Raw genomic sequence first — 26,657 nt, 5'->3', positions numbered from 1 at the left:
ATCGCACGAGAGCAAAGCCATCATGCAATTTATTTTTAGAGGGAAGTGTGGTTTATCGACCTTTGGCTAAGGCCACCTTTGAGCCATTCTGACGTTTAAGTTGGTCACTTATCCAATAACCGGTGGTGATCAGCTGATCCAGATCCACCCCAGTTTCAATGCCAAGACCTTGCAGTAAATAGAGAACGTCTTCGGACGCTACGTTTCCGGATGCACCCTGAGCATAAGGACAGCCGCCAAGACCTGCTACAGAGGCATCTATGATACCGATTCCTTCCTCGAGCACGGCATATAAATTTGCGATGGCTTGACCATAAGTATCATGAAAATGCGCGGCCAATTTATTTATTGGAATATCCCGTGATACGGCTTCCAGCATGCGCTTTGCACTGAGGGGAGTACCTGTGCCTATAGTATCTCCTAAGGATATTTCATAGCATCCCATGTCATACAGTCGCTTAGCAACACGAGCCACCTCATTAGGAGAGACTTCTCCTTGATATGGGCAACCTAATACAGTGGAAACATAACCTCGAACGGGAATGTTGTGGGCCTTTGCTAATTCAATCACTGGCTCAAAGCGGGACAGGCTCTCTTCAATCGAACAGTTAATATTTTTTTCTGTAAAGGCCTCAGACGCGGCGCTAAAGACGGCAATCTCACCTGCGTGTGAGGCAATAGCATTTTCAGCACCTTTTAAATTGGGTGTGAGTGCGGAGTAAATAATACCATCGCGACGTTGAATACCCTGCATGACGGCACTGGCATCAGCCATTTGTGGAACCCATTTTGGAGACACAAAGCTAGCGGCTTCAATATGAGTTAAGCCAGTATTACTGAGGCGCTCAATCAATTCCAATTTGATTGCGGTTGGAACCATGCCTTCAAATACGTCACTGGATTCATTTTGTAATCCATCTCGAGGGCTCATTTCAACGAGTTTTACATGGGAAGGAAACGTCATAATTAAGATTCCTCTCCATCTAATTGTAAGGATAGCAGCTCTGCACCATCGCTAACCAGCTCTCCGGCGATGAAAAAGATGGCTTCAACAATACCGTCTTTTGGGGCCTTAATGGCGTGTTCCATTTTCATTGCCTCCACTATTATCAGTGTTTGACCTTGTTTTACTGCCTGGCCTGGTTGGACGAAAATATCGACCACTGAGCCATTCATTGGTGCTTTTAAACTTCCTGCTGACGTTGTTTCCTGCTGTTCAAATGTGGTGACAACAAGAGTACAAGGGACGTTCTGACCACCACTGAAGAGCACGATATGATTGTCTCTTTTTGAGGCATGTACTTGATATTTTTGGCCGTCAATAAAAGCAACCAGTTGATCCTCCTGAAACTGCGTCTCAACCTCATAATTTTGTGCTTGCAGTGAGAATAGATAACGAGAACCCATTGCTGAAGACGAGCGAGTGATCACCTCAAGGTCGTGTTCATCCGTTGCGATTGAAATTGTTATTTTACGGCTGAGTACATTGTTTAAGCGCCAATTATGCTGTGATACAAAAGGAGATGCATTCATTGACGAGGCATTAATAGTATTATCCTGCAAGAAAAAACAGGATGCGAGTATCAAAGCCGTTGTTTTATCCAGTGATGGCTCCGGAACTAAATCGGCTTGATGTTTCTCGATAAAGTTGGTGGTGAGATCGGCCGCACGAAATGCGTTTGAATTTGACAGAGTATGTAAAAATTCAATGTTAGTGGTTACTCCATCAATTCTATAGGCTGTCAGAGCTTGCACCATGCGTTCGATTGCTTGTTCTCGGCTTTCATCCCAGACTATTAATTTCGCTATCATTGGGTCATAGTGAATGCTCACTTCATCGCCTTCGATAACACCGGTATCGACACGAACGTGCTGACTTTCAGCGGGTGTCTTTAAATAACGTAGGGTACCTGTTGCGGGTAAAAAGTCATTATTAGGGTCTTCTGCATAGATTCTGGCTTCTAACGCATGGCCGTGTAGCCTAATTTGATCCTGCTGTAATGGCAGTGTTTGCCCATGGGCGATGCGTAATTGCCATTCGACTAAATCCTGCCTTGTGATCATTTCTGTGACAGGATGTTCAACTTGCAAGCGTGTATTCATTTCCATAAAAAAGAAAGAACCATCGACATCATAGAGAAACTCAACTGTACCGGCGCCGACATAGTCTATTGCTTGTGCCGCTTTTACCGCGGCCTCACCCATAGCTTTGCGGGTTTCTTGAGATAAATTTGGTGCTGGAGCTTCTTCTAGTACTTTCTGATGGCGTCGCTGAATTGAACAATCTCGTTCAGAAAGATATACGCCATTGCCATGAGTGTCACAAAATACTTGAATTTCTACATGACGAGGTTGAGTAAGGTAACGTTCAATGAGCATATCTGAGTTGCCAAAGGCATTTTGTGCTTCACGTTTTGCTGCGGACAAGGCGTCATCAAACTCCCCCATATTTTCTACAACACGCATGCCTTTTCCACCCCCGCCAGCCACGGCTTTTAGTAACAGAGGAAAACCACACTTTAGGGCTTCATCACGCAATAATTTAGGGGTTTGATCGTTTCCATGATACCCAGGAACTAAAGGTACGCCCGCGTTTTCCATAATGGCTTTGGCCGCTGATTTTGATCCCATCGCTGCGATAGCCGACGAGGGAGGACCGATAAAAACCAGATCATGCTGAGCACAATTTTCAGCAAAGGCTTTGTTTTCGGATAAGAAGCCATAGCCCGGATGGATGGCTTGTGCTCCGCTTCTCAAGGCGATGTCTAAAATCTTATCTTGGCGTAAGTAACTTTCAGAACTGGCGGCCGGACCAAGTAAATAGGCTTCATCCGCAAGGGATACATGACGAGAGTGCCGATCCGCTTCTGAATAAACGGCCACACAGCGAATACCCATTTTCTGTGCAGTTTGGATAACTCGACAAGCGATTTCGCCGCGATTGGCGATCAGTATTTTGTGGAACATATTATTTCTCCTCAGAAACCCAACTTGGACGACGTTTATTCAAAAAAGCACTGAGTCCTTCTTGGCCTTCATTACTGACACGTATATCGGCGATACACTCAATTGTGTGCTGAATAAGTTCAGCTGATATGTCTTTTTGACTGACGTTAAGGATCAACTCTTTGGCCGCAGTAACGGCTTTGGGGCTGTTTTGCTTAAGCTGTTGAATCATGGCATCCGCAGACTCTGTTAACTCTTCATAGGAACTAACGAGCTTATGCACCAATCCCATGTGTAAGGCGTCAGTGGCATTGATTACTTCCGCTGTCAGAAAAAAACGTCTCGCTTGGCGTTCACCAATAGCTCGGATGACGTATGGGCTTATCGTGGCTGGCGTGAGCCCTATTTTAACTTCACTCAAACAGAAGCGCGCATTATCTTGTGCTAACACTATGTCGCAACAAGCGGCCAAACCAACCGCCCCTCCATAAGTGGCCCCTTGAATTAAGGCGAGGGTGGGGTGGCTAAAATTGTTTAATACTCCCATTAATTTGGCTAAGTTGGCGGCATCTTCTATATTGTCGCTATGACTGTTTGCGGCCATGCGTTTCATCCAACTGAGGTCTGCTCCTGCAGAAAAATGCTTACCATTCGATCTTAGTACGAGGATCTGAGTACCGGCATTTTTTTCGGCTAGTTCAAGCTTCTCAAGCATCAATTGGATGATGGTATCGTCAAAAGCATTGTGCTTTTCTGGGCGGTTCAGAATCAGTTCTGCAACACCTTCCTGAGAGTAGTGTAGTTTTACTAGTGAATCCTTCTCTGCTGCAGAGAGAGAGGGATTCATTGGCTGTTCGGGATTGGTGGTCGTCATTATGTCATTCTCCTACTACATACGGAACACGCCAAAGCGAGTCTCAGTTTGTGGACGGTTTTGGGTTGCCGCAAGACTAAGAGCAATGATACTGCGGGTTTGCGCTGGATCAATGACACCATCATCCCAGAGACGACCACTGGCATAGTAAGGGTGCCCCTGGTGTTCATAAGTATCAATAATAGGTTGTTTGAACTGCGCTTCGTCTGCTTGGCTCCATGCTTGTCCTTCTCTTGCTAGCTTGTCTCGACGAACGGTAGCCATAACCCCTGCGGCTTGCTCACCTCCCATAACTGAAATGCGTGCGTTTGGCCACATCCAAAGAAAGTCAGGGTTGTAAGCGCGACCACACATACCGTAGTTGCCAGCGCCAAAACTGCCACCAATTAACACGGTGATTTTAGGTACATTGGCACAGGCGACCGCCATTACCATTTTCGCGCCATGTTTCGCAATGCCTTCAGATTCGTATTTTTTACCTACCATGAATCCCGTGATATTTTGTAAAAACAGTAACGGAATGTTTCTTTGACAGCAAAGCTCGATAAAATGCGCACCTTTTTGTGCCGATTCACCAAAAAGAATGCCATTGTTGGCAATAATACCTACCGGCATTCCATGGACATGAGCAAACCCTGTTACTAAGGTCATACCATATAGCTGTTTAAATTCGTCAAATTCCGAGTTATCAACAATACGGGCGATGACTTCACGTACGTCAAATGGCTTGCGTAAATCTGTACCCACAATTCCGTACAGATCTTTGATATCGTACTTAGGTTCAGCGGATTCTTGATTGGTTACTTTTAATGCTTGAGCTGGATGGGTGTTCTTATAATTAAGGTTGGCAATGCAACGACGGGCAATTTGTAATGCATGCTCATCGTTTTCGGCATAATGATCCGCTACACCAGAGGTGCGGCAATGGACATCGGCACCCCCTAATGCTTCTGCCGTGACCACTTCTCCTGTTGCGGCTTTGACTAAAGGAGGGCCGGCTAAAAAGATGGTTCCTTGGTCTCGTACAATAATGGATTCATCGGCCATGGCTGGGACATAGGCTCCGCCCGCGGTGCAAAGCCCCATAACAACCGCAATCTGAGGAATGCCTTTAGCAGACATACGTGCTTGATTATAAAAGATACGGCCAAAATGGTCACGATCAGGAAAAACATCGTCTTGTTGTGGTAAGTTAGCGCCACCAGAGTCCACTAGATAAATACAAGGCAGATGGTTTTGTTCTGCAATTTCTTGCGCTCGCAAATGCTTCTTCACAGTTAGCGGATAATAAGTACCGCCTTTAACCGTCGCATCATTGGCCACTATCATACATTCCACGCCATTCACACGACCGACTCCAGCAATAACGCCAGCGGCAGGGATAACATCATCATAGACTTGGTAAGCGGCAAGTTGGCCAATTTCCAAAAAGGCACTACCGATATCAATTAATTGATTGATGCGGTCTCTAGGTAATAGCTTTCCACGGGCTAGGTGACGCTCTTGATAAGAGGGACCGCCACCTTGAAGAATGGTATTTATTTTTTCCTGCAAGTCGGCAACGATTTTGGACATGCTTTCTGCGTTAGATAAAAACTCTGCGGAACGAACCTGTATCTTGCTTTGTAAAATGGGCATTGTCGTGCTCCTGATGCGAGATCAACATAATGTTGGCCGTGCGCCATTGAGATCTTATGGATAGCAATGGCATGTTTAATAAGCGTATAGTTCTGTTTTAATTTAAATAATTACTTGTCTAAAAACAGTTCGCGACCGATCAACATACGACGTATTTCTGAGGTGCCAGCGCCAATTTCATAAAGCTTAGCATCACGTAATAGGCGACCTGTTGGGTATTCGTTAATGTAGCCGTTGCCTCCTAGTAGTTGAATGGAGTCTAATGTTAATTGGGTGGCCATTTCGGCCGAATAGAGAATGGCGCCGGCGGCGTCTTTACGGGTGGTTTCACCACGATCAGCGGCCATCGCCACCATATACACATAAGACTTGGCGGCATTCATGCGGGTGTACATGTCGGCCAATTTTCCTTGCACCAACTCAAACTCCCCAATGGCCTTACCAAATTGTTTGCGATCACGAATATAAGGAATGACCACATCCATAGCCGCTTGCATGATGCCAAGAGGGCCGCCTGAGAGCACCAAGCGCTCGTAGTCTAAGCCGCTCATTAGGACTTTAACACCGCCGTTTAATTGCCCTAGAATGTTTTCTTTTGGAATCTTGCAATCTTGAAATACCAGCTCACAGGTATTGGAGCCGCGCATTCCTAATTTGTCGAGTTTCTGCGCTTGAGTGAAGCCCTCGCTGTCTCGTTCAACAATAAAAGCGGTGATACCTTTAGAGCCAGCGTGTAAATCGGTTTTGGCATAGATAACATAAACATTGGCGTCAGGACCGTTGGTGATCCACATCTTATTGCCATTTAAAACAAAGTGATCTCCTGCGTCACGAGCATGCAGCTTCATGGATACCACATCGGACCCCGCATTTGGTTCAGACATGGCTAAGGCGCCGATATGTTCACCTGATACTAATTTGGGAAGGTATTTTTCTTTTTGGGCTTGGGTGCCATTTTTATGAATTTGGTTGACACACAAATTGGAATGAGCTCCGTATGAAAGGGCAACCGATGCAGACGCTCGGCTAAGCTCTTCCATAGCAATAACATGAGCAAGGTAACCCATATTTGCGCCGCCGAACTCTTCTTTAACGGTAATGCCTAACAGCCCCATATCCCCCATTTTTTTCCAAAGATCATTGGGAAAGAGGTTGTCTTGGTCTATTTTCTCGGCTCGAGGTGCAATTTCAGCGGCCGCAAAACCATTGATGTGACTGCGCAACATGTCGACCGTTTCGCCAAGGCCAAAGTTGAGTTCAGAGTATTGTGAGATCATGTTATTTACCTATTCTTATTCTTGTTTCAGGTTGTACGCTGAGATCAATGTGTCCTGTATTTTTACAGGGCCTAGATTGATGTTTCGGCATGCTCTTGAGTTTGTTTGGTGTACAGTTCATCGAGTGCGGCTTGGCATCGCTGCTCTGCATTTTCTATTTCAATTTGTGTCATTTTGAGATCTTCAAGTTGCTGTTCTAGCTGTGCTTTTTTAGACTTTAGGTTATCTAGCATTTTTAATAGTTGGCGCTCACTACCCTTGGGCGTTTCATCCCAAAGGTCAAATAGCTCTCTGGATTCCGCTAAAGAAAACCCCAAGCGTTTGCCGCGCAAAATTAATTTTAAGCGCACCCTATCTTGAGGGTGATAAATGCGTGTTTGACCTTTTCTTTCTGGATGCAGTAATCCTTGATCTTCGTAGAAGCGGATACTTCGAGTGGTAATGTCGAATTCGGCTGACAAATCACTGATGCTAAATGTGGGTTTACTGTTTGACATAGTCATACTCAATTTGAATTTTTTTGTCTAATCTCTTGCTAATAGACTAATCAAGGTTTACGTTTACGTAAAGGTAATTGTGAAAAATAATGCATTTTTATTTTCTTATCTAATCCAAGCGAAAAAATAACAACAAGAGGGTTTCAAAGTGACGAATAAAAAGGATGTAACAATCGACTCAATTGTCATTGTTGGTGCGGCGCGTACACCAATGGGTGGCTTACAAGGTGATTTAAGTTCTGTGCCGTCACCTGAATTAGGGGCGGTCGCAATTAAAGCGGCACTTGAGCGTTCTCATTTATCTGCGGAGCAAATTGACGAAGTGATTATGGGCTGTGTTTTATCTGCTGGATTAGGTCAAGCCCCAGCACGTCAAGCCTCTTTAAAAGCAGGCTTGCCACTCAGCACCGGTTGTACCACTGTGAATAAAATGTGTGGTTCAGGCATGAAAGCCGTCATGATGGCTCACGATCAAATTCTTGCCGGGTCGGCTTCCATTATGGTTGCGGGCGGCATGGAAAACATGAGTATGTCCCCTTATTTACTGCCGAAAGTTCGTGAAGGATTACGTATGGGGCATGGGAAAGTATTGGACCATATGTTTCTAGATGGTCTTGAGGACGCTTATGAAGGAGGCCTAATGGGGGCATTTGCTCAAGCGACCGCAGATGAATATCAGTTGACCCGTGAAGCAATGGATGAATTTGCGATTAAGTCACTAGAAAAAGCCAATGCCGCCATCGAAAACGGTTCGTTTGAAGAGGAAATTGCCGCCGTTACTGCTAGAGGACGCAAAGGCGATGTGCTGATCGATATGGATGAGCAACCAGGCAAAGCAAAACCAGAAAAAATCCCACATTTACGTCCTGCCTTTGCAAAAGACGGTACCGTAACGGCCGCTAATGCCAGCTCTATTTCTGACGGAGCGTCGGCTCTGATTCTGATGAAGGAAAGTGAAGCGATTGAAAAAGGCGTGCCTATATTCGCTCGCATTGTCGCCCATGCAACTCATGCGCAAAAGCCAGCAGAATTTACTATTGCCCCTATTGGCGCGATCGAGAAAGTATTAGCAAAAGCGCAATGGGAAAAAGAGTCTGTGGATCTATTTGAAATCAATGAAGCGTTTGCTGTCGTGACTTTGTTAGCACAGCAAGGCCTTGGGCTGGATATGAATAAAATTAATGTGCATGGTGGCGCTTGTGCTTTAGGCCATCCCATCGGCTCCAGCGGATCACGTGTGCTTGTCAGTTTGCTTTACGCGTTAAAGCAAGGTGGTTTGCGTCGTGGTATTGCGTCGCTCTGTATTGGTGGAGGTGAAGCGACAGCCGTCGCCATTGAAATGTTGTAACAAGGCTTAGAATAAAGTGCTGTCTTAATCAACAGAATAAAAACAAAAATCATGGGAGAAAGTAAACATGACTCAAAAAGTCAATATGTTAATCAATGGCGAAATGGTCACAAGCCAAAGCCAAGAGTGGATTCCAGTCACGAACCCAGCGACACAAGCAGTAATCGCTCAAGTACCTAATGCAACCACTGCAGAAGTTGAATACGCTGTGGCCACAGCACAAGCAGCTTTCGATGTTTGGAAAGACGTAGCCGTATCTGAACGTGCCCGTGTGATGTTGCGCTACCAAGCGTTGTTAAAAGAGCATCATGACGAAATTGCTGAATTATTAAGCCTCGAAACAGGCAAAACTTTTGAAGATGCGAAAGGAGATGTGTGGCGTGGTATAGAAGTTGTTGAACAGGCTTGCAATGTGGCGGCATTGAGTATGGGTGAAACCATGGAGAATGTGGCGCGCAAAGTGGATTGTTATAGCTATACTCAGCCCCTTGGTGTTTGTCTTGGTATTACCCCGTTTAACTTCCCTGCCATGATTCCTCTTTGGATGTTTCCTATGGCGATTGCCTGTGGCAACAGTTTTATCTTGAAACCTTCAGAGCAAGATCCTTTAACGCCAATGCGCTTGGCGGAATTGTTTGTGGAAGCGGGGGCGCCAAAAGGCGTGCTACAAGTCCTTCATGGAACAAAAGACGTCGTTAATCAATTGCTAGTACACCCAGATATCCTTGCTATTTCTTTTGTTGGTTCTGTCGGTGTGGCTGAACATATTTACAAAACAGGTACCGATAACTTAAAACGTGTGCAAGCCTTTGCGGGGGCGAAGAATCACATGGTTATTATGCCGGATGCGCAGAAGCAGCAAGTGATTAATAACTTAGTGGGCGCTTCCGTCGGTGCCGGTGGTCAGCGCTGTATGGCGATCTCTGTCGCGGTGTTTGTGGGTGATTCCCGAAAGTGGGTGGGTGAATTAAAAGAGGCATTAGCACAAGTGCGTCCCGGCGCTTGGGATGATAAAGGAGCAGGATATGGGCCGCTCATTAATCCACAAGCAAAAGAGCGTGTATTAACACTGATACAAGAAGGTAAAGACGCTGGCGCCGATTGTGTTTTAGATGGCAGTGATTGTGTGGTTGATGGTTTTCCTGATGGTAATTGGGTTGGACCCACGCTATTTACTAAAGTGACTCGTGATATGTCTATTTATCAAGAAGAAATTTTCGGTCCTGTCTTACTGGTCTTGGAAGTAGATACTCTCGATGAAGCCATACAGCTGATAAATGAAAATCCATACGGTAATGGTACTTCTATTTTCACGGCTTCCGGTGCGGCAGCACGTAAATATCAACATGAGATTAAAGTGGGTCAGGTCGGGGTCAATGTTCCCGTTCCTGTGCCTTTGCCTTTCTTCTCTTTCACTGGTTGGAGAAAATCATTTTACGGCGATCAGCACGCTTACGGTAAACAGGCGATTCGCTTTTACACAGAGACAAAAACGATTACGGCCCGCTGGTTTGAAGACGATATTGCTTCAGGCCCAAATATGACCATTGAATTGAAATAGCGAGGACACAACGATGGATTTTGAATTAAATGAAGATCAGGTCGCATTTGCAGATATGGCTACGGCTTTTGCAAAAACGGAGTTAGAGCCTTTTGCCGCCAAATGGGATGAGGAACACTTTTTCCCTGTTGATGTGATTCGTAAAGCCGGTGAGATGGGCTTTGCTTCTTTGTACTCGCCTGAGTCAGCGGGTGGTTTGGGGCTACCTCGATTGGATGCCAGTATTATTTTCGAACGTCTTTCTATGGGGTGTACATCGACTACAGCGTATTTGACGATTCATAATATGGTTACCTGGATGGTAACTTCTTTTGCGCGTCAAGAGGTATTGGACAAGTATGCGGAATCACTGATTAGCGCTCAATTGTTGGGTTCTTATTGTTTAACTGAACCGAATTCAGGCTCGGATGCGGCTTCCTTAAAAACCTCCGCTGTGCGAGAGGGTGATCATTATATTTTAAATGGCAGTAAGGTTTTTATTTCTGGGGCTGGCAGTACCGACGTGTTGGTTGTTATGGCCCGTACTGGCCGTGCTGGAGCTCGAGGCGTGTCTGCTATTGTTGTGGATGCCCATAGTGAAGGCATTTCTTATGGTCGTTGCGAAGATAAAATGGGTTGGAACAGTCAGCCAACTCGTATGATCAGTTTTGATAATGTCAAAGTGCCTGTGGAAAACCTCCTGAGCGAAGAAGGAGAAGGTTTTGTTTTGGCTATGAAAGGATTAGATGGAGGGCGTATTAATATCGCCTCTTGCTCTATTGGTACAGCGCAGCAAGCGCTAAATCAAGCCCGTGCGTATATGTTAGAACGTAAGCAGTTTGGTAAAAACATTGGTGAATTTCAAGGTTTGCAATTTCGTTTAGCGGATATGGCCACAGAACTTGTGGCCGCTCGTCAGTTGGTACGTCTAGCGGCCAGTAAATTGGATTTACAGCATCCGGATGCCACAACGTATTGTGCAATGGCAAAGCGGTATGCGACTGATGTCGGATTTAAAATTTGCGACGATGCTTTACAAATATTCGGTGGCTATGGCTACATTAAAGAATATCCATTAGAACGACACCTAAGAGATAGTCGTGTTCATCGTATCTTAGAGGGTACGAATGAAATTATGCGAGTCATCATTGGCCGCCGTTTATTAGCAGACACCCATTCAGAATTTTAAGGAGACGTTATGTCAAATGCACTTTTATTAGAGAAACGCGGCCATGTTGCCATTGTGACTATGAATAATCCGCCTGCCAATACTTGGACGTTTGAAAGCTTGTCGTTATTAAAAGCCATGGTAGAAGAGCTGAATGCTGACAAATCGATTTGGAGTTTGGTCATAACCGGGTCTGGGGATAAGTTTTTCTCCGCAGGTGCGGATTTAAACCTTTTTGCCGATGGTAATCGTGAAGTTGCCCGTGATATGGCGCGGGTATTTGGTTTGGCTTTTGAGACTTTAAGTCAGTTTAGAGGGGTTTCCATAGCGGCCATTAATGGCTATGCCATGGGAGGCGGCTTAGAAGTGGCTTTAGCCTGTGATTTGCGCATTGCTGAAGAGCAGTCTGTCATGGCTTTACCAGAAACGAAAGTGGGTTTATTACCTTGTGCTGGTGGCACTCAAAATCTCGTACTGTTAGTGGGTGAAGGTTGGGCTAAGCGGTTAATGCTTTGCGGTGACAGAGTAAAAGCACCGCAAGCGTTGACTCTTGGTTTGGTTGAAGAGGTTGTCCTGCAAGGTGGCGCATTGGAGAAAGCCATTGCGCTTGCGGAACAAGTTGGTCAACAAAGCCCAACCGCGGTGTCTGCTTGTAAAACCTTGATTCAGAATCATCGAACTGGGCCGGTGCAACAGGGCTATATTCTGGAGCGAGAATTGTTTGTTGACCTGTTTGAAACAGAAGATCAAAAAGAAGGTGTGCAGGCTTTTTTAGAGAAGCGTTCACCCCAGTGGAAAAACCAATAGTTTATCCACAGGATATAACAAACAGGAGACAATATGAGCTGTGTAACTTTTATTGAGCATAACACTCAAGGTGGAAACATTTTGGGTGAAATTCGTTTAAACGCGGAAAAAAGCCTCAATGCGCTTAATTGGGAAATGGTACAACGGATTCGACCACAGTTAGAGGCGTGGCAAAATGATGAGCGTATTTGCGCCGTGTTACTCGGCAGTGAAGGTGAGAAAGCCTTTTGTGCAGGTGGTGATATTGTAAAGTTGTATGAAGCCATTAATAAAACCGATGATAAAAGCGGTATGGACGCCTTTTTCCATCATGAATATGCGTTAGATTATTATTTGCATACCTATTCGAAGCCTTTAATTGGATGGGGGAAGGGAATTGTGATGGGGGGTGGCATGGGGTTGTTTAATGCTTGCCATTTTAGAGTGGTTACTGAGACCTCCCATTTAGCAATGCCAGAAGTCAATATTGGACTGTATCCTGATGTGGGTGCATCTTGGTTTCTAAATCACTTACCTAAGAGAAATGGACTATTTCTTGGGCTGACGGCGTGTGCCATTCATGCAAACGATGCCATTTTTCTGGGATTGGCCGATCGTGCCATAGCCAACAGTATGCGCTATGAGTTACTTGATCGACTCCTTTCTGAATCTTGGGATAAGCCTGCGATGGAAGTGATCGATAGTATCCTACGGCAGTTAGAAACGTCTTCGAAAACGGTCTTCTCTCAATTACCTCATCCCATTCAAGATCATCAAGATTGGATCAATGACGCTATGGCCAAAGACAATGTGGTAGATATCGTTAATGGAGTGCTTGCTATAAACAGTGAAGATACTTGGGTTACTAAAATTCAACACACCTTGAAATACGGCAGTCCTGTTTCGATGCACATCATTAAACGGCAGCTGGATCGCTGCCGTCATGCGTCATTAAAGGAAGTGTTTCAAACCGAATTGGATTTGACGGTGAAAATATCACGCCAGCGGGAGTTATCAGAAGGTATTCGCGCCTTGTTAATTGATAAAGACAGGCAACCTCAATGGACTTACTCAAATGTTGAGCAAGTGGACACACACTTTATTGATGGTTTTTTTGAATCACCTTGGACTGAAAACACGCATCCTCTTAGAGACTTATAAGAGCGTATGGTTGATTTTTTCTATGAGGTTATCGCACCAACAGTCTGATAACCAGAACAGTCCATAAAATAAGAAAAATAGGAGCGGCACTATGCAAACCATAGGATTTATAGGTTTAGGTAATATGGGCGGTCCAATGGCGGCCAATCTCGTTCGAGCGGGATATTTAGTAAAGGCATTTGATTTATCTGCTGACGCGCTAGCACAAGCTGAAGCAGCCAGTTGTGTCGTTGCTATGTCAGCATCGGAGGCGGCACAGGATGCGGATGTCATTATCAGCATGTTGCCGGCGGGTAAGCATGTAAATAGCTTATATGTTACAGGTCAAACACCCCTATTTGATGTTGCTAAGAAAGGGGCATTAATTATTGATTGCTCAACTATTGAAGCGGATATGGCTCGTTCTATTTCAGCGTTGGCCATTGAACGAGGTATTGATTTTATCGATGCGCCTGTTTCTGGTGGTGTTGGTGGTGCGCAGGCAGGGACCTTAAGCTTTATTGTGGGGGCCTCAGAGGCTCAGTTTGAAAAAGCCAAACCAGTACTTGAGAGTATGGGGAAGAATATTTTTCATGCGGGTGAGCACGGTGCGGGGCAAATAGCCAAAGCGTGCAACAATATGTTGCTAGCCATATTGATGGCAGGGACTTGTGAAGCATTAAATATGGGGATGAAGAACGGTTTAGATCCGAAAGTGCTATCTGAGATTATGAAGCAAAGCTCCGGGAATAATTGGGCGTTACAAGTCTACAATCCCGTTCCAGGTGTTATGGATAATGTGCCGTCATCGAATGACTATCAAGGAGGCTTTCAAGTGGATTTAATGTTTAAAGACCTAGGGTTAGCGATGGAATTAAGCCAAAGCAGTGCGAGTGCAACACCTATGGGATCCGCGGCAAAAGGCTTGTTTAATTTGCATAAATCTCATGGTAATGGTGCTTTAGATTTCTCTAGCGTAATCCGTCTTTATTCATAATGAACGGCTATTCCAAACGATCCGAAGACAAGGAAAAATAATGAAAATCCAAGATAAAGTATTTGTTATTACCGGTGGTGCTCGTGGTTTAGGTGCGGGTATGGCGGCACATCTAGCGTCTCAAGGCGCGCACATTGCGTTAATTGATATTGACCATGAGTCTGTTGATAGAGCGGCTAATTTACTCTTGTGCCATGGTATTAAAGCAAAGGGCTATGAGTGTGACATTACTAACGAAGCCGCGGTGGAAACGACTTTCTCGAAAATTAAGCAGGATTTTGAAGCGGTTCATGGCTTAATAAATAATGCGGGGCTCATGCGTGATGGACTATTGGTTAAAGTAAAAGAGGGTGAACTGATTAGCAAAATGTCATTGCAGCAATGGCAAAGCGTGGTCGATGTGAATATGACGGGTACCTTTTTATGTGGGCGTGAAGCGGCGGCATTAATGGCACAACAAGGAGAAGGAGGCGTTATCGTCAATGTCTCCTCAGTTTCTAGAGCAGGCAATGCTGGACAAACAAACTACTCTGCAACCAAAGCGGGTGTAGCCAGTATGGTGGTAACCTGGGCGAAAGAGTTAGCTCGCTTTAATATTCGCGTAGGCGGTATTGCTCCTGGTGTTATTGCGACGGAGATGACCGCGCAAATGAAACCAGAAGCCATTGATCGAATGCTCAGTGCCGTGCCATTACGCCGATTAGGTGAAGTAGAAGAAATGGCACATACGTTACAATATATAGTAGAAAATGATTTTTTTACTGGGCGTATTATCGAAATGGATGGCGGTTTAAGAGTTTAAGTAGAGTTCTTTAGCATGCGGTTTAAAGCGTGTTTATATAATTGATAATAAAATAAGGTAGCTTAGTGATGAAAATCTTAGTCGCAGTTAAGCGTGTGATTGACTATAACGTGAAGGCTCGTGTAAAAGCGGATCAAACTGGAGTGGATTTAGTGAATGTCAAAATGGCATTGAATCCTTTTTGTGAGATTGCTGTTGAAGAAGCGATTCGTCTAAAAGAACAGGGAGTCGCGAGCGAAGTTATTGTGGTTTCGATCGGTTCGAAATCTTGCCAAGAGCAATTACGCAATGCCTTAGCCTTGGGTGCGGATCGTGCTATTCAAGTAGAGTCTATAGACAGCCCTGACTCCTTATCCGTCGCTCGTATTCTGGCAAAAATTGCAGAGGCGGAGCAACCTGGTTTAATTCTATTGGGCAAACAAGCCATTGATTCTGATAACAATCAGACCGGTCAAATGCTGGCGGCACTGATGGATCGTCCACAAGCGACCTTTGCATCTGAAGTGAAAGTAGAAGCCGATAAGGTATTGGTAACGCGAGAGATTGATGGTGGTTTGCAAACGTTGAAATTAACGTTACCCGCGGTCGTGACTACCGATTTACGTTTAAACGAACCTCGTTATGCCTCTTTGCCAAACATTATGAAAGCGAAAAGAAAACCGCTTGATGTAAAAACGGCTGAAGAGCTGGGTGTGATAGTTGCCAGTAATCAAACGATTGTAAAAGTAGAAACGCCAGCAGAGCGTACCGCTGGCATAAAAGTAGGCTCAGTGGATGAGTTGGTTGAAAAATTACGTAATGAATCGAAGGTGATAGCATGAGTATTCTCGTTTTAGCAGAGCATAATAATCAGGCACTTCAAGCAGTGACGTTAAATGTTTTATCAGCTGCTCAACAAATTGGTGGCGATATTACCATACTCATTGCTGGCAGCGGATGTGCTTCAGTCGCAGAAGAAGCGGCAAAAATATCAGCAGTAAGTCGAGTGATCTTGGCGGATGCAACGGCCTATGATCACCAGTTAGCAGAAAACATCAGTAAATTGATCGTTGATTTTGCTGAGGGCTTTACACATATATTGGCGGCTTCAACCACAAACGGAAAAAATGTATTGCCTCGAGTGGCGGCACTATCAGGCGTTAATCAATTGTCCGATGTGCTATCTGTTGAGTCTCCTACTTGCTTCAAACGGGCTATTTACGCAGGCAATGCCATTGCTACAGTAGAGAGTAGCGATGCGGTTAAAGTCATGACGGTTCGAGGTACGGCGTTTGATGCGGTGGCGAGTGATGGCGGCAGTGCGGCAATAGAAAATACGGATAAGGTATTTGAATCCTCTGACGTGAGCTTTAGCCATGAAGCACTGGCGGAATCCGATCGTCCAGAGCTAACCGAAGCTAAAGTGGTTATTTCGGGTGGTCGTGGTCTAGCGAATGGAGAGAATTTTGAACTTTTGTACAAGGTCGCAGATAAGCTTGGGGCCGCGGTTGGCGCATCTCGGGCAGCAGTCGATGCGGGTTATGTTCCAAATGATATGCAAGTAGGCCAAACGGGTAAAGTGGTTGCGCCAGACTTGTATATTGCGGTTGGTATTTCCGGCGCGATTCAGCACTTGGCAGGCATGAAAGACTCTAAAGTGATAGTGGCTATCAATAAAGACGAAGAAGCGCCAATTTTTCAAGTGGCAGATTACGGCTTAGTTGCGGACTTGTTTACCGCTGTCCCTGAGTTGGAAAGTAAGTTATAAATATTTTTATCGTTGGTTAAATAGAACGGTTAGCATTGTATTTCAATGAACAATGTGGCCCTTTCGGTGAATTCCCCTAGTGAGCTTGGCTTAAAATAGGCCTTACTTACCAGGGGAATTTTTTTGGCTTAGAATACCCGCTTATTGAAATAACGGCCTATACCTGCTCATTTAATCATTCTTTCAAAATAGTCATACTTTCATCGATTATGCTCATCTCAATCGTTAAGGCAGGTAATACGAGAATAACACTACTTCGAATGCAACAAGATAATAGTACCAAACCTTTTTAGGCGGCTTTCTTTGCGTTTTTGTAAATCCGCATTACTCATAGTGTGTGTCCTATTTTTAATGTTATATGTTGCTCTATTTAAGGGTGATGTCGTTCTATTCGATTGCGTTAATTAACGTAAGCCACCCATGCATAGGTATTTGATTTCGACGTATTCATCGATGCCGTATTTTGAACCTTCGCGACCACTACCAGACTCTTTCATACCACCAAAAGGAGCGACTTCTGTTGACACTATGCCTTCATTGATACCGACCATGCCATAATCTAATGCTTCAGATACTCTCCAAATGCGAGCTAAGTCTTGTGAATAGAAATAGGACGCTAAGCCAAAAGGTGTGTCATTCGCCATTTCAATGGCTTCTGCTTCAGTTTCAAATTTAAATAAAGGCGCCACGGGGCCAAATATTTCATTGTGAAAAATGGTCATATCTTGGGTAACGCCGGTTAAGATGGTTGGCTCATAGAATTGTGTGCCAAGAGAGGTTGCTGGTTTACCGCCAATAAGCGCAGTAGCGCCATTATTAACCGCATCATTGACCAGTTCAGAGACCTTTTTAATGGCGGCTGAGTTTATTAATGGACCAATATGCACATTGCGACTAAAGCCATCACCTGTGGTGAGTTGTTGAACGCGAGCGGCGAGCTTTTCAGCGAAAGTATCGTAAATACCAGCTTGTACTAGCATGCGATTGGCGCAGACACAGGTTTGCCCTGCATTACGGTATTTAGATGCAATGGCGCCTTCGACGGCTGCATCGACATCGGCGTCGTTAAAAACGATAAAGGGTGCATTACCACCTAATTCCATAGAGGTCCGTTTAACGGTTTGTGCACATTGAGTGAGTAATAACTTACCTACTGGTGTGGAACCAGTAAAGCTTAATTTTTTGACATCAGTATGAGAAGTTAAAGCATTACCAATGTCGGCGGCTTTTTTGCCGACAACAACATTAAGGACACCGGCTGGGATTCCGGCTTGTTGCGCCAAATCCGCTAGTGCGAGTGCACACAATGGCGTTTCATCCGAGGGCTTGATTACAATGGTGCAGCCAGCGGCTAATGCGGGACCGGCTTTACGGGTAATCATGGCTATTGGAAAGTTCCACGGTGTAATTGCAGCAACAACACCAACGGGTTGCTTAACGGTTAATAGGCGTTTGTCTTGAGCAAAAGTAGGGATGACATCTCCATATAAACGTCGAGCTTCGTCGGCAAACCAATCAATAAAAGACGCCCCATACAGTACTTCTCCTTTGGATTCCGCAAAAGGCTTACCTTGTTCGAGCGTCATTAATCTTGCTAAATCGTCTTGGTTATCGAGAATCAATTGATACCATTTTCGTAATAAACGTGATCTTTCTTTTGGTAAGACAGTACGCCATTTTCCCAACGCAACTTGTGCAGCGTCAATGGCGTGTTTGGTTTCTAATGCACCGACATCGGCTACATCAATTAAATGTTCGCCTGTTGATGGATTGATGACAGGAAAAGTGTCTCCTGAAAGCGAATTGACCCATTGACCATTAATATACGACTGATGATGAATCAGTTCTGGCTGAGAAAATGTGCTGAGCAAATGTGTAGATAAAGACATAAAAATCTCCTGTCAAAAAGCATCATATTTGAATGCTCTATGTGCTTCGTTTGAAATTATAATGAACGCCATTTTCCCTCATCATAAGGAGAAATAAAAAGGGAATAATGGTGAGCTATCAACCAAATATTTGAATATGATCAAATATTTGGTTGATAGGGGCTTAAAAAGCAGATTTTAAAATGATGTGTCTATGTACAACTAAGACCACCTAAAAAGTCTTACTTCATTGTTTGGCAGAGGTTTATCAGGAATATTGAACGCTAATATCAAGGAGGCGACTGCCATCGCGGCTCCTGCTAAGAATACCGCAGTAGGGGATATTAGCCATAGTAAACCAAAAGTTACCGGAATCACGACGGCCGCAATATGGCTAATGGTGAATGAAATACCAGAAGTAGACGCGATATCCGCTGGATCTGCTATTTTTTGAAAATAGGTTTTAATCGCAATGGCTAACGCAAAAAATAAATGGTCTACCACATATAAGGTGGCTGCCCATTCGGCTTGTTCTACGAATGCGTAACCCACAAAAACCAAAATCAGCCCGACATATTCAAACAATAGAGAATTTCTTTCTCCCACAATACCAATAATACGACCTATTTTTTTTGCGAACAGCCAATTAAACGCATAATTGATCAGGAAGAGCAAAGTGATATCAGCGGCAGAATAATGAAACTTTTCAACCATTAAAAAGCCAGCAAAAACCACAAATATTTGCCTTCTGGCACCACTCATAAAGACCAGAGCGTAATATAGCCAATAGCGTTTTCTTAAGATAAGTGTTTTATGTTGTACTGTTTTACTTTCAAATCTAGGGAATGCAATCCAAATAAAAGCCACGACAGCGAGGGCTAGCGTTCCTGCAATTAGGTAAATCCACATAAAGTCCAATTGTAGAACTTCTAAAGCGCCCCATAAAAAGCCATAGGTAATTAAAGAGGCTAACGCGCCAACAGAGATTAATTTTCCTAGAACCTCTGGTGCTTCCTCCTTTGTGAGCCATTGCAGAGAAAGAGATTGTTTTAAGGTTTCAAAATAATGAAAACCGATAGACATGAGCAATGTGGTGCAGAGTAGACCTCCAACAGAAGGGAAGAAACCAGTAATAGCCACTCCGGCCGTCAGCATTACTAGAGCCATCACCATAAAGGCTTGCTCTCGAATAAACAACAGTACAAAGACCGCGGTAAAAGCTAAGAAACCTGGGATTTCTCTTACGCTTTGTAAGAGCCCTATTTCTGCACCGGTAAACGCGGCCCGTTCAATCACGAAATTATTGAGTAGTGCCTGCCATGTTGCAAATGACATGGGAACAATTATTGATATTAGCATTAATAGCACTGTCGGAGTTTGCCACGATTTTCTCGTAGGGGATGAGATAGGTATTGTCTTCATTCGATTAATATCCATGTGTGTTGCTTGATGCATACTAGAATAACAAGGTTTATTTTGTCTGACCTTCCATAAAGGGTCAGTTTATGTCGATTAACGGACGAATTGGAAATGAATGTATAATGGCTGATCAAAAAGAGCAAGATAGGGCCGTAATAGAAGAATGGCGTTTTTGACGATGGGTTTCATGATTAACCTTTCATGTAGGGTTAATGGTTCGCACCTTAATACGCTACATTGTACCAAGTAATTTCAATGAGCGACTTTCTTAGTTATCGCGCTCGCCGTTGAGTATTGGAGTATAAGCATGGAGATTAAAACTGGGCTAACGTTACGCCGCTCTAATGAGCAAATTGCGCAGGCGAATGATAGGTTCGTGTTAGCCTATCAGAATGATATGCCCCCTGCCCATCAAGGGGTTTGGCATTGTCATGAGTGGTATCAATTAATGTACGCCTCGAGTGGCCTCTTAACGGTTAGCTTTGCCGATCAAATGGTAGTCATTCCTCCGCATAAAGCCATTTGGTTACCACCTAATTGTGAGCATAGAACCTTTACGGCTGTGGGAGCCAAGTTCCGCAGCTTATACTTTCGCCCAGATCAAGTTAAAGCATTAGGTCAAAAAAGTAAGGTATTGAGTATTTCACCTTTAATCAAAGCCTTGATTCTAGAGGTGGTTGCTCGTTGTGATGTGGATCTTATTTGGGACGCTATGGACTTTCGTTTACTCACTGTATTGCTGGATCAGTTATCCGTACAAAAAGACAATGGATTGACTCTGTCCATTCCTAAGGACGCTCGATTGATACCATTAGTCGAAACCATACAGATGCAACCGAGTAATGAGATGAATTTGGATGCATGGGCCAAGTGTATCGGTGTTTCCAGTCGTACCATAAGCCGCGCGTTTAATGCACAAACTGGTATGGGGTTTAAAGAATGGCGGCAACGATTACGGTTACTCTATTCCTTGGAATTGCTTGAGAAAGGTCTGTCAGTAACGCAAGTGGCCTTGGAAGTTGGCTACAGTTCACCTTCCGCTTTTACTTATGCGTTCCATCGCTTTTTTCACTGTACACCTAAGAGTTATTTTTCTTAGTTTGCTTCTATTACGCTTTTGTATGGCATTACGGTTTCATAAAATCCCAGAAAAGATTAGCTTGATGACTCCGTGTTTGATTGCGTAAACGAATCATTAAGACTGGCATTTCACTGGTAGAAGCAAATTGTTCTATATCAATCGCAATGAGCTCTCCGCTATCTAGGTTTTCTTTGATAATATGTCGAGGCATTCTTGCCCAACCAAAGCCATTTAGAAGCAGTGTTTTTTTGGCATTAAAGTCACTCACAAACCAGCGTTTTCCCGTTGCCAATAGGTGTTGATAACCATCGTTATTTTTATTGCTACGGGAAGGGTTACTGACGAGTATTTGAGGAATGGGGTAAAGTTGTTGCTGTTTTATTTTGCCCGAACTTTTCCCTCCTATCGTGTTTAGTTCTTCCAATAAATCTGGATGAATCACGGTAACCATATTGACTGTCATTAACTCGGTAAAAGCATGACGATCGTCTAAGCCATATCTTGGGCCGATAGCAATGTCCGATTGATCTTTTAGTAGTGTTTCTTGTACCCCATGCATATGTCCTGTGGTTATATCTAAGGAAATGTGAGGGTGCAATTGCGTAAACTGTTTAATTTTCTGCATGCAATTAGAGGTGAGCGTCATTTGGCTTAAACAAATCCGTAACGGCATGTCGACACCGTGAGAGAGGTTGTGTCCTAGTGATTCTAGTTGTTGTACTTGAGATAGCAGCTTTTTACTTTGTTGAAAAAATGAATGCCCTGCGGCAGTAAGAGTAGGACGATAACTGTCTCTGTCGAATAATAGAATATCGTACTGCTCTTCCAGTGATTTGATGGAGGCACTGATACTAGGCTGAGTTTTATGAATCGCTGTGGCGGCTGAACGAAAGCTGCCGGTTTCTACTACGGCGATGAATGCTCTTACTTGGTCTAATTTCATAATATGATCATTTTTATTGATCGTTTTAATAGGAAAACGAGATTATTTATTTTTCATTATTTCTTTTATTCTACCGTTTATCAATAGACTTCATTATTAACTGTGTATTTAGGTACGCAGCCACTTATTTTAAGGTGCTAAATATCAATGGACACAACATTTCTTGTCCTCACTTTCGCAGGTTTAATTACCGGTTTCTCTAAGTTTTCCGTGGGAGGGATGGGGCTATTGATTGTCCCCATCATGATGATTGCGTTCCCCGGACCCGAAGCATTAGGGATGTTATTGCCCTTGTACTTAATTACCGATGTGATGGCCGTATTGAGTTATCGGTCTAAAGTGGCTTGGTCGGTGTTATGGCATTTTATTCCTTTAGTGTTATTAGGGATGTTGATAGGCAGTTATGTGTTAGCCACCATAGACCCTGATGATTTCGTGATTACTCTGGGTGTCATTATGATCAGTATGATTGGTTTGAGCTTGTATTTAGAGTATCGCCCCGCCACCTTTATGCAAACCAATAGTGCCGCTTATGGAATGGGGTTTATCAGTGGTTTGATTAGCATGATATCGAATGCGGCAGGGCCAGTATTTAGTTTATTTTTATTGGAACAAAAACTGGATAAGGAAACCTATGTGAGCACTAGAACATGGATTTTGTTTATGATAAATATGCTAAAAATCCCACTGTTTATACCGTTAGGTTTATTAACTCAAGACTCCATTATAAGCAGTTTTCAAGGTGTTCCAGGGCTGATGGTTGGCGCTTTTATAGGCTACCATTTTTTAAAGAAAGTGAACCCTAGCCAGTTTAAATGGTTAATCCGAATTATGGCGACCTTGGCCGCTTGTAAGTTATTTTTATTTTCATAAAAATCCTGTGGCCGCTCTACTTTTGTAAACGGCTTAGTATATAGTAGAAAAATAGAGAGGCTAAAGGCGGATCAACGAGTGATCTGTTTCTCATCGTTTAATTATTCACTTGGAGGTATTGTGCCTAATTCACTTACCGGTAGCTGCTTATGTGGCGATATTAGATTTTCATTAAAAGACGACTTTTCAGCCTTTTATTTCTGTCATTGTCGCCAGTGCCAACAAATTAGTGGATCATCAAATGCGTCCAACCTATTTACCACCCCGAGTAACATTCAGTGGTTACAGGGTAAAGAGAAGTTAATTCGCTATGATTATCCGAATAGAAGTTTCTCTAAGAGTTTTTGTGCACAATGTGGGTCTGGTATGCCGCTAGTGACCAAAAGTGGTAAGGCGTTACTCGTGCCTGCTGGCTCTTTAGATCAAGCTCCTAAGAGTGTGTTTCCAACAAAAAATATTTTTTGTGCCGAAAAAGTAGATTGGTTTGAAGCGGCAGTGCAAGCACCTTCGGTGGATGGTTTTCCTGAATGACGTTTTGTTATACCAGTAAGATATGATAGAAAATGAATGGCGAAATTAGGTCTCTTCAGAGGCCTTTTTTATGAGTAGTGTTCTAGGATCTTTCGGATAAAATCGATCAGGTGCTTGCTTTTGTAAAGGAAATTGGCGAGTGTTTTTATAGGGCATTTTCATAAAACCTGACACACCTAAACCACTGATTTGCGGGATGGCTTGAACGATTCGATTGAGTGCAGCGGTGAATTCTGCCGTTTTCTTTGGGTCAAGTAATACGTAATTACTGTGAATTTTAAGGTGTGTAGGTAAGGCTTCGAAGATAATTAATCCGGTATGACGAATATTATTTAGGAAGGTGATTTCTTCCATAATCGCGTCTGGTAGCTGCAATAATTCATCAGGGTCTTGGCCATCTTCAAAATAAGAGTGGTGACGGCTCTTGTCTTCAGCAAAGGAGGTTGCCGTCGTTTCAAAAGGAATACACATCTCTTTATCGGGTAAAAATGCATCGTGCTCACTTTCTCGACTTAAATGTTGGGTGTTTTTAGCATTAAACATGCAACACTTAAAAATACCGTCTCGATGAATGGCTTGAGCTAAGGTGACGATATTGTTTACGGCGGTTATAAAGGGCACTTTTAAGGAGGTATCTTGTAGTTGTAGATTGGAGTCAATAAAAACATTATTGTCCCCCCAGCGAACCGCGATACCACCTAAGACAGGGTATTTCCCGAGACGACTAATGGCCCCTAAAAAAGCTCTTTCAGTGTGTCCCATGCCATGCATAAAATTTTTGTAGTATTTTTCTAGCTCCACATTGTCCACATTATTCATTAAATAATGATCCACATTACCTTCTCTTAAAAAGCTTTTTCGAGAGCTATAAACAACGGTTTCCATGTCTGTTACGCCTTCTATACACCAGACGGGAATTTGGTTTTTATCTTCCGCAATAGGCACATCAGGCATCACTAGCTTTTGCATTTTGGACATGTTTTTGAAAAGGTAATCACCCGCTTGGCTTTTTTGTTGATCGTTGCCTGCTAGTAAGGTTTGTAATGTGATGGCAAATTCTTTTGGTAACCCTAAGGATGTCACAGGGATTGCATCGAATCCATAACGACAACTTTGGCCTGATGCCAATGCATATAGCGTGCCTGCTACCCCTTGCTCGTCAAAGCGTGGAGAGCTAAGTTCTCCGTTTAGCTGCTCATCGCCAATGAAATACACGTCACCCAGTTTGGCGTTTGTTTGTTGGGCATCATCACTGATTAAGCCAAAGGCATTGTATCCCACCGCTTGTCCATCCGCGTCTAATTGAGCATAAACACTTGATCCCCAATCAATTAATTGTACTGTTTCACTCTCCGGATCAAAGACAATATTAGAGGGTTTGATGTCCCCATGGACAATCGGCGTCGGCATATTATTGGTCTCAACGTCTCGTAACACTTGCAGAATAGCGATGAGTTGGGAGGCTACTTTGATAACGAGACGAGGAGGAAGGCGACCAAATTTGACGCTGTAAGCTTCTAAATCCATTCCGCGAGCCCGTGACATCATGAGAATGGATTGTCGTGAAATTTTAGTGTATTCGAGAACTTTAGGTATGTGCTTGTGCTCTATTTGGCTCTGCATCCATGCTTCGTCTTCTAGCTTATCTTGAATATGTTGCGGTAGATTAATACGAGAAAATTTGAAAACATAATCTTGTCTATCCAAAGCCCGTCCACCAAAAACAAAACCATACGCTCCTTTACCGATAAACTCGATGTCATAAAAACCGAGCAAATTAAGTTGATCTATACAAAGCTGAACCCAATCTTTAATTTTCTGAGCGTCTTCATGGCTCATTAAATAAATGGACTGGTCTTCATTTATATAGAACTGTTGGAGCGTAGGTTGTGCCATTTTACGTTATCTAAGTTGAGTCAGCATGGTAATTGGATTTTCCACATAGTGCTTCCATTTATTACAGAAGCGAGCCATGGTCGCACCATCGATAATACGGTGGTCACCCGACCAGCTAACGTGCATGATCTTGCGAGCCTCAACTTCTCCTTTATCATTAAACCTTGGTAGTGTTTGAATACGACCCATCGCCATAATGGCCACTTCTGGTGGATTAATAATAGGGGTGGCGACGGTGCCACCGATGACTCCAATGTTGGAGACACTGATACTGGCTCCTTTCATTTCATCTGGTTTGAGCTTACCGCTGCGAGCCGCTTCTGCCAGTCTGTTCACCTCTAATGCCACTTCTAATAAGGATAAGTTCTGTACCTGTTTAATATTGGGTACCAGTAAACCGAGTGGTGTGTCCGCGGCCATGCCAATGTTGATATCACTTAAATAGGTGATCTCAGTACAATCCTCATTAATGCGGCTATTTAAAATTGGAAACTCAGGTAGGGTTAATGCCAGTGCTTTCATAATAAATGGCATCATACTGAGTTTGGCCCCTTGAGCGGCAAACTCAGGTTTTAGCTGTGCTCTTAATATTTCCAGATGAGTAACATCCAACTCTTCTGCGTAGGTGAAGTGTGGGATACGATGCACGGAATCCAGCATTTGTTTTGCCATGATGGCTTTGATGCCTTTAATTGGTTCGACTCTATCCTGAGTGGCGACTACTGCCGCTGAAATATGAGAGACTGTTTGTATTTGTTCCGATGAAGATGTCTGATGGCTTTCAATGTCTTCTTTATAGACGCGGCCATTTTTACCTGAGCCTTTCACTTGATGGATGTCTATACCGCATTCTCGGGCTAAACGTCTGACCGCTGGGCTGGCAACCGCTTTCTCATTACTCGATGAGATAAGGCCTTGCTCATTATTTAAGACATCCTGCTTTTCGTCTGCTGTGCTACCAGTAGATGTATTTACTTCATCTACTGGTAGCGGTTCTGGCTCTGATTGGTTCTGTTCACCATCATCGGTCACTTCAATTTCAAAAAGAGGCTGATGTACTTTAGCTATCTCGCCTTTAGCGTAATACAGTTTGCTGATGCGACCTGTATACATAGACGTGATTTCTACCAGGGCTTTATCTGTCATCACATCCGCAACAGATTGATCTTCTTGAACTTCTTGGCCTTCAGTGATTTGCCATTCGACTAATTCACATTCAACAATGCCTTCACCGATATCCGGGAGAATAAAATCAATTTTCATTTTCTGTTTCCTCGTAAAAGTGT

At 43.7% G+C, this 26,657-nt stretch carries 23 protein-coding genes; 12 read left to right on the top strand and 11 right to left on the bottom strand.

Annotated elements, in window-relative coordinates; all coding sequences use genetic code 11:
* Positions 1–52: 52 nt before the first annotated feature.
* The 6 genes from O1D97_RS19345 to O1D97_RS19320 form a co-directional block, all read right to left on the bottom strand.
* Entirely contained in the window at positions 53–964 is a 912-nt protein-coding gene (locus tag O1D97_RS19345; RefSeq protein WP_269127858.1) for a hydroxymethylglutaryl-CoA lyase, read from the bottom strand.
* Positions 965–966: 2 nt separating this feature from the next.
* Positions 967–2,967 carry an acetyl-CoA carboxylase biotin carboxylase subunit gene (locus tag O1D97_RS19340; protein ID WP_269127857.1) on the bottom strand — a complete coding sequence of 667 codons (2,001 nt, stop codon included), beginning with the start codon at positions 2,965–2,967 and terminating at the stop codon, positions 967–969.
* 1 nt (position 2,968) lies between these two features.
* A complete protein-coding gene (locus O1D97_RS19335) occupies positions 2,969–3,820 on the bottom strand; it encodes an enoyl-CoA hydratase-related protein (RefSeq protein WP_269127856.1) in 852 nt (283 codons plus the stop codon).
* Positions 3,821–3,835: 15 nt separating this feature from the next.
* The gene (locus O1D97_RS19330; RefSeq protein ID WP_269127855.1) at positions 3,836–5,458 is read right to left on the bottom strand and encodes a carboxyl transferase domain-containing protein; all 1,623 of its coding nucleotides are present in this window, start codon (positions 5,456–5,458) and stop codon (positions 3,836–3,838) included.
* A 110-nt stretch (positions 5,459–5,568) separates the two neighbouring features.
* Complete coding sequence (locus tag O1D97_RS19325) at positions 5,569–6,735, bottom strand: isovaleryl-CoA dehydrogenase (protein ID WP_269127854.1); 1,167 nt, start codon at positions 6,733–6,735, stop codon at positions 5,569–5,571.
* A 71-nt stretch (positions 6,736–6,806) separates the two neighbouring features.
* Positions 6,807–7,232: a MerR family transcriptional regulator gene (locus O1D97_RS19320; RefSeq protein ID WP_269127853.1), complete on the bottom strand. Its 426-nt coding sequence runs from the start codon at positions 7,230–7,232 to the stop codon at positions 6,807–6,809.
* Positions 7,233–7,380: 148 nt separating this feature from the next.
* Between O1D97_RS19320 and O1D97_RS19315 the strand changes: the two genes are divergently transcribed.
* The 9 genes from O1D97_RS19315 (at position 7,381) to O1D97_RS19275 (ending at position 16,760) form a co-directional block, all read left to right on the top strand.
* Positions 7,381–8,580: an acetyl-CoA C-acyltransferase gene (locus O1D97_RS19315; RefSeq protein WP_269127852.1), complete on the top strand. Its 1,200-nt coding sequence runs from the start codon at positions 7,381–7,383 to the stop codon at positions 8,578–8,580.
* A gap of 67 nt (positions 8,581–8,647) precedes the next feature.
* Positions 8,648–10,141, top strand: coding sequence for a CoA-acylating methylmalonate-semialdehyde dehydrogenase (locus O1D97_RS19310; RefSeq protein WP_269127851.1), 1,494 nt, complete (start codon positions 8,648–8,650; stop codon positions 10,139–10,141).
* Between the two features lie 13 nt (positions 10,142–10,154).
* Positions 10,155–11,309, top strand: coding sequence for an acyl-CoA dehydrogenase family protein (locus O1D97_RS19305; protein ID WP_269127850.1), 1,155 nt, complete (start codon positions 10,155–10,157; stop codon positions 11,307–11,309).
* 9 nt (positions 11,310–11,318) lie between these two features.
* Positions 11,319–12,095: an enoyl-CoA hydratase gene (locus O1D97_RS19300; RefSeq protein WP_269127849.1), complete on the top strand. Its 777-nt coding sequence runs from the start codon at positions 11,319–11,321 to the stop codon at positions 12,093–12,095.
* 33 nt (positions 12,096–12,128) lie between these two features.
* The gene (locus tag O1D97_RS19295) at positions 12,129–13,235 is read left to right on the top strand and encodes an enoyl-CoA hydratase/isomerase family protein (protein ID WP_269127848.1); all 1,107 of its coding nucleotides are present in this window, start codon (positions 12,129–12,131) and stop codon (positions 13,233–13,235) included.
* 91 nt (positions 13,236–13,326) lie between these two features.
* Positions 13,327–14,211: a 3-hydroxyisobutyrate dehydrogenase gene (mmsB, locus tag O1D97_RS19290; RefSeq protein WP_269127847.1), complete on the top strand. Its 885-nt coding sequence runs from the start codon at positions 13,327–13,329 to the stop codon at positions 14,209–14,211.
* A gap of 40 nt (positions 14,212–14,251) precedes the next feature.
* A complete protein-coding gene (locus O1D97_RS19285) occupies positions 14,252–15,013 on the top strand; it encodes an SDR family oxidoreductase (protein ID WP_269127846.1) in 762 nt (253 codons plus the stop codon).
* 68 nt (positions 15,014–15,081) lie between these two features.
* Entirely contained in the window at positions 15,082–15,834 is a 753-nt protein-coding gene (locus tag O1D97_RS19280) for an electron transfer flavoprotein subunit beta/FixA family protein (RefSeq protein WP_269127845.1), read from the top strand.
* Complete coding sequence (locus O1D97_RS19275) at positions 15,831–16,760, top strand: electron transfer flavoprotein subunit alpha/FixB family protein (protein WP_269127843.1); 930 nt, start codon at positions 15,831–15,833, stop codon at positions 16,758–16,760. Before O1D97_RS19280 ends, O1D97_RS19275 begins: the two co-directional genes overlap by 4 nt.
* A gap of 404 nt (positions 16,761–17,164) precedes the next feature.
* Here the strand turns inward: O1D97_RS19275 and O1D97_RS19270 are convergent, their stop codons facing one another.
* Positions 17,165–18,649 (bottom strand): NAD-dependent succinate-semialdehyde dehydrogenase, encoded by a 1,485-nt coding sequence (locus O1D97_RS19270; protein WP_269127842.1) that lies wholly within the window; start codon positions 18,647–18,649, stop codon positions 17,165–17,167.
* 201 nt (positions 18,650–18,850) lie between these two features.
* Entirely contained in the window at positions 18,851–19,987 is a 1,137-nt protein-coding gene (locus O1D97_RS19265; RefSeq protein ID WP_269127841.1) for an MFS transporter, read from the bottom strand.
* A 367-nt stretch (positions 19,988–20,354) separates the two neighbouring features.
* Here O1D97_RS19265 and O1D97_RS19260 point away from each other — a divergent pair, with 367 nt between their 5' ends.
* The gene (locus tag O1D97_RS19260; RefSeq protein ID WP_269127840.1) at positions 20,355–21,146 is read left to right on the top strand and encodes an AraC family transcriptional regulator; all 792 of its coding nucleotides are present in this window, start codon (positions 20,355–20,357) and stop codon (positions 21,144–21,146) included.
* Positions 21,147–21,174: 28 nt separating this feature from the next.
* On the opposite strand, the gene O1D97_RS19255 is transcribed toward O1D97_RS19260, so the two are convergent.
* Complete coding sequence (locus O1D97_RS19255; protein ID WP_269127839.1) at positions 21,175–22,071, bottom strand: LysR family transcriptional regulator; 897 nt, start codon at positions 22,069–22,071, stop codon at positions 21,175–21,177.
* 147 nt (positions 22,072–22,218) lie between these two features.
* Here O1D97_RS19255 and O1D97_RS19250 point away from each other — a divergent pair, with 147 nt between their 5' ends.
* Entirely contained in the window at positions 22,219–22,944 is a 726-nt protein-coding gene (locus O1D97_RS19250; protein ID WP_269127838.1) for a sulfite exporter TauE/SafE family protein, read from the top strand.
* Between the two features lie 120 nt (positions 22,945–23,064).
* Positions 23,065–23,475: a GFA family protein gene (locus tag O1D97_RS19245; protein WP_269127837.1), complete on the top strand. Its 411-nt coding sequence runs from the start codon at positions 23,065–23,067 to the stop codon at positions 23,473–23,475.
* Between the two features lie 45 nt (positions 23,476–23,520).
* Here O1D97_RS19245 and O1D97_RS19240 read toward each other — a convergent pair whose 3' ends face one another.
* Positions 23,521–25,371, bottom strand: coding sequence for a protein kinase domain-containing protein (locus O1D97_RS19240; protein ID WP_269127836.1), 1,851 nt, complete (start codon positions 25,369–25,371; stop codon positions 23,521–23,523).
* Between the two features lie 6 nt (positions 25,372–25,377).
* Entirely contained in the window at positions 25,378–26,634 is a 1,257-nt protein-coding gene (locus tag O1D97_RS19235) for a 2-oxo acid dehydrogenase subunit E2 (RefSeq protein WP_269127835.1), read from the bottom strand.
* Between the last annotated feature and the right edge of the window lie 23 nt (positions 26,635–26,657).

The organism is Marinomonas phaeophyticola (assembly GCF_026966905.1).
GTDB lineage: Bacteria > Pseudomonadota > Gammaproteobacteria > Pseudomonadales > Marinomonadaceae > Marinomonas > Marinomonas phaeophyticola.
This window is presented reverse-complemented; position numbering and strand designations above follow the sequence as displayed.

Bases quoted from the DNA above. Each gene is read 5' to 3' on its own strand.
- O1D97_RS19345 (WP_269127858.1), bottom strand. From the start codon at position 964: ATGACGTTTCCTTCCCATGTAAAACTCGTTGAAATGAGCCCTCGAGAT.
- O1D97_RS19340 (WP_269127857.1), bottom strand. From the start codon at position 2,967: ATGTTCCACAAAATACTGATCGCCAATCGCGGCGAAATCGCTTGTCGA.
- O1D97_RS19335 (WP_269127856.1), bottom strand. From the start codon at position 3,820: ATGACGACCACCAATCCCGAACAGCCAATGAATCCCTCTCTCTCTGCA.
- O1D97_RS19330 (WP_269127855.1), bottom strand. From the start codon at position 5,458: ATGCCCATTTTACAAAGCAAGATACAGGTTCGTTCCGCAGAGTTTTTA.
- O1D97_RS19325 (WP_269127854.1), bottom strand. From the start codon at position 6,735: ATGATCTCACAATACTCTGAACTCAACTTTGGCCTTGGCGAAACGGTC.
- O1D97_RS19320 (WP_269127853.1), bottom strand. From the start codon at position 7,232: ATGTCAAACAGTAAACCCACATTTAGCATCAGTGATTTGTCAGCCGAA.
- O1D97_RS19310 (WP_269127851.1), top strand. From the start codon at position 8,648: ATGACTCAAAAAGTCAATATGTTAATCAATGGCGAAATGGTCACAAGC.
- O1D97_RS19305 (WP_269127850.1), top strand. From the start codon at position 10,155: ATGGATTTTGAATTAAATGAAGATCAGGTCGCATTTGCAGATATGGCT.
- O1D97_RS19300 (WP_269127849.1), top strand. From the start codon at position 11,319: ATGTCAAATGCACTTTTATTAGAGAAACGCGGCCATGTTGCCATTGTG.
- O1D97_RS19295 (WP_269127848.1), top strand. From the start codon at position 12,129: ATGAGCTGTGTAACTTTTATTGAGCATAACACTCAAGGTGGAAACATT.
- mmsB (WP_269127847.1), top strand. From the start codon at position 13,327: ATGCAAACCATAGGATTTATAGGTTTAGGTAATATGGGCGGTCCAATG.
- O1D97_RS19285 (WP_269127846.1), top strand. From the start codon at position 14,252: ATGAAAATCCAAGATAAAGTATTTGTTATTACCGGTGGTGCTCGTGGT.
- O1D97_RS19280 (WP_269127845.1), top strand. From the start codon at position 15,082: ATGAAAATCTTAGTCGCAGTTAAGCGTGTGATTGACTATAACGTGAAG.
- O1D97_RS19275 (WP_269127843.1), top strand. From the start codon at position 15,831: ATGAGTATTCTCGTTTTAGCAGAGCATAATAATCAGGCACTTCAAGCA.
- O1D97_RS19270 (WP_269127842.1), bottom strand. From the start codon at position 18,649: ATGTCTTTATCTACACATTTGCTCAGCACATTTTCTCAGCCAGAACTG.
- O1D97_RS19265 (WP_269127841.1), bottom strand. From the start codon at position 19,987: ATGCTAATATCAATAATTGTTCCCATGTCATTTGCAACATGGCAGGCA.
- O1D97_RS19260 (WP_269127840.1), top strand. From the start codon at position 20,355: ATGGAGATTAAAACTGGGCTAACGTTACGCCGCTCTAATGAGCAAATT.
- O1D97_RS19255 (WP_269127839.1), bottom strand. From the start codon at position 22,071: ATGAAATTAGACCAAGTAAGAGCATTCATCGCCGTAGTAGAAACCGGC.
- O1D97_RS19250 (WP_269127838.1), top strand. From the start codon at position 22,219: ATGGACACAACATTTCTTGTCCTCACTTTCGCAGGTTTAATTACCGGT.
- O1D97_RS19240 (WP_269127836.1), bottom strand. From the start codon at position 25,371: ATGGCACAACCTACGCTCCAACAGTTCTATATAAATGAAGACCAGTCC.
- O1D97_RS19235 (WP_269127835.1), bottom strand. From the start codon at position 26,634: ATGAAAATTGATTTTATTCTCCCGGATATCGGTGAAGGCATTGTTGAA.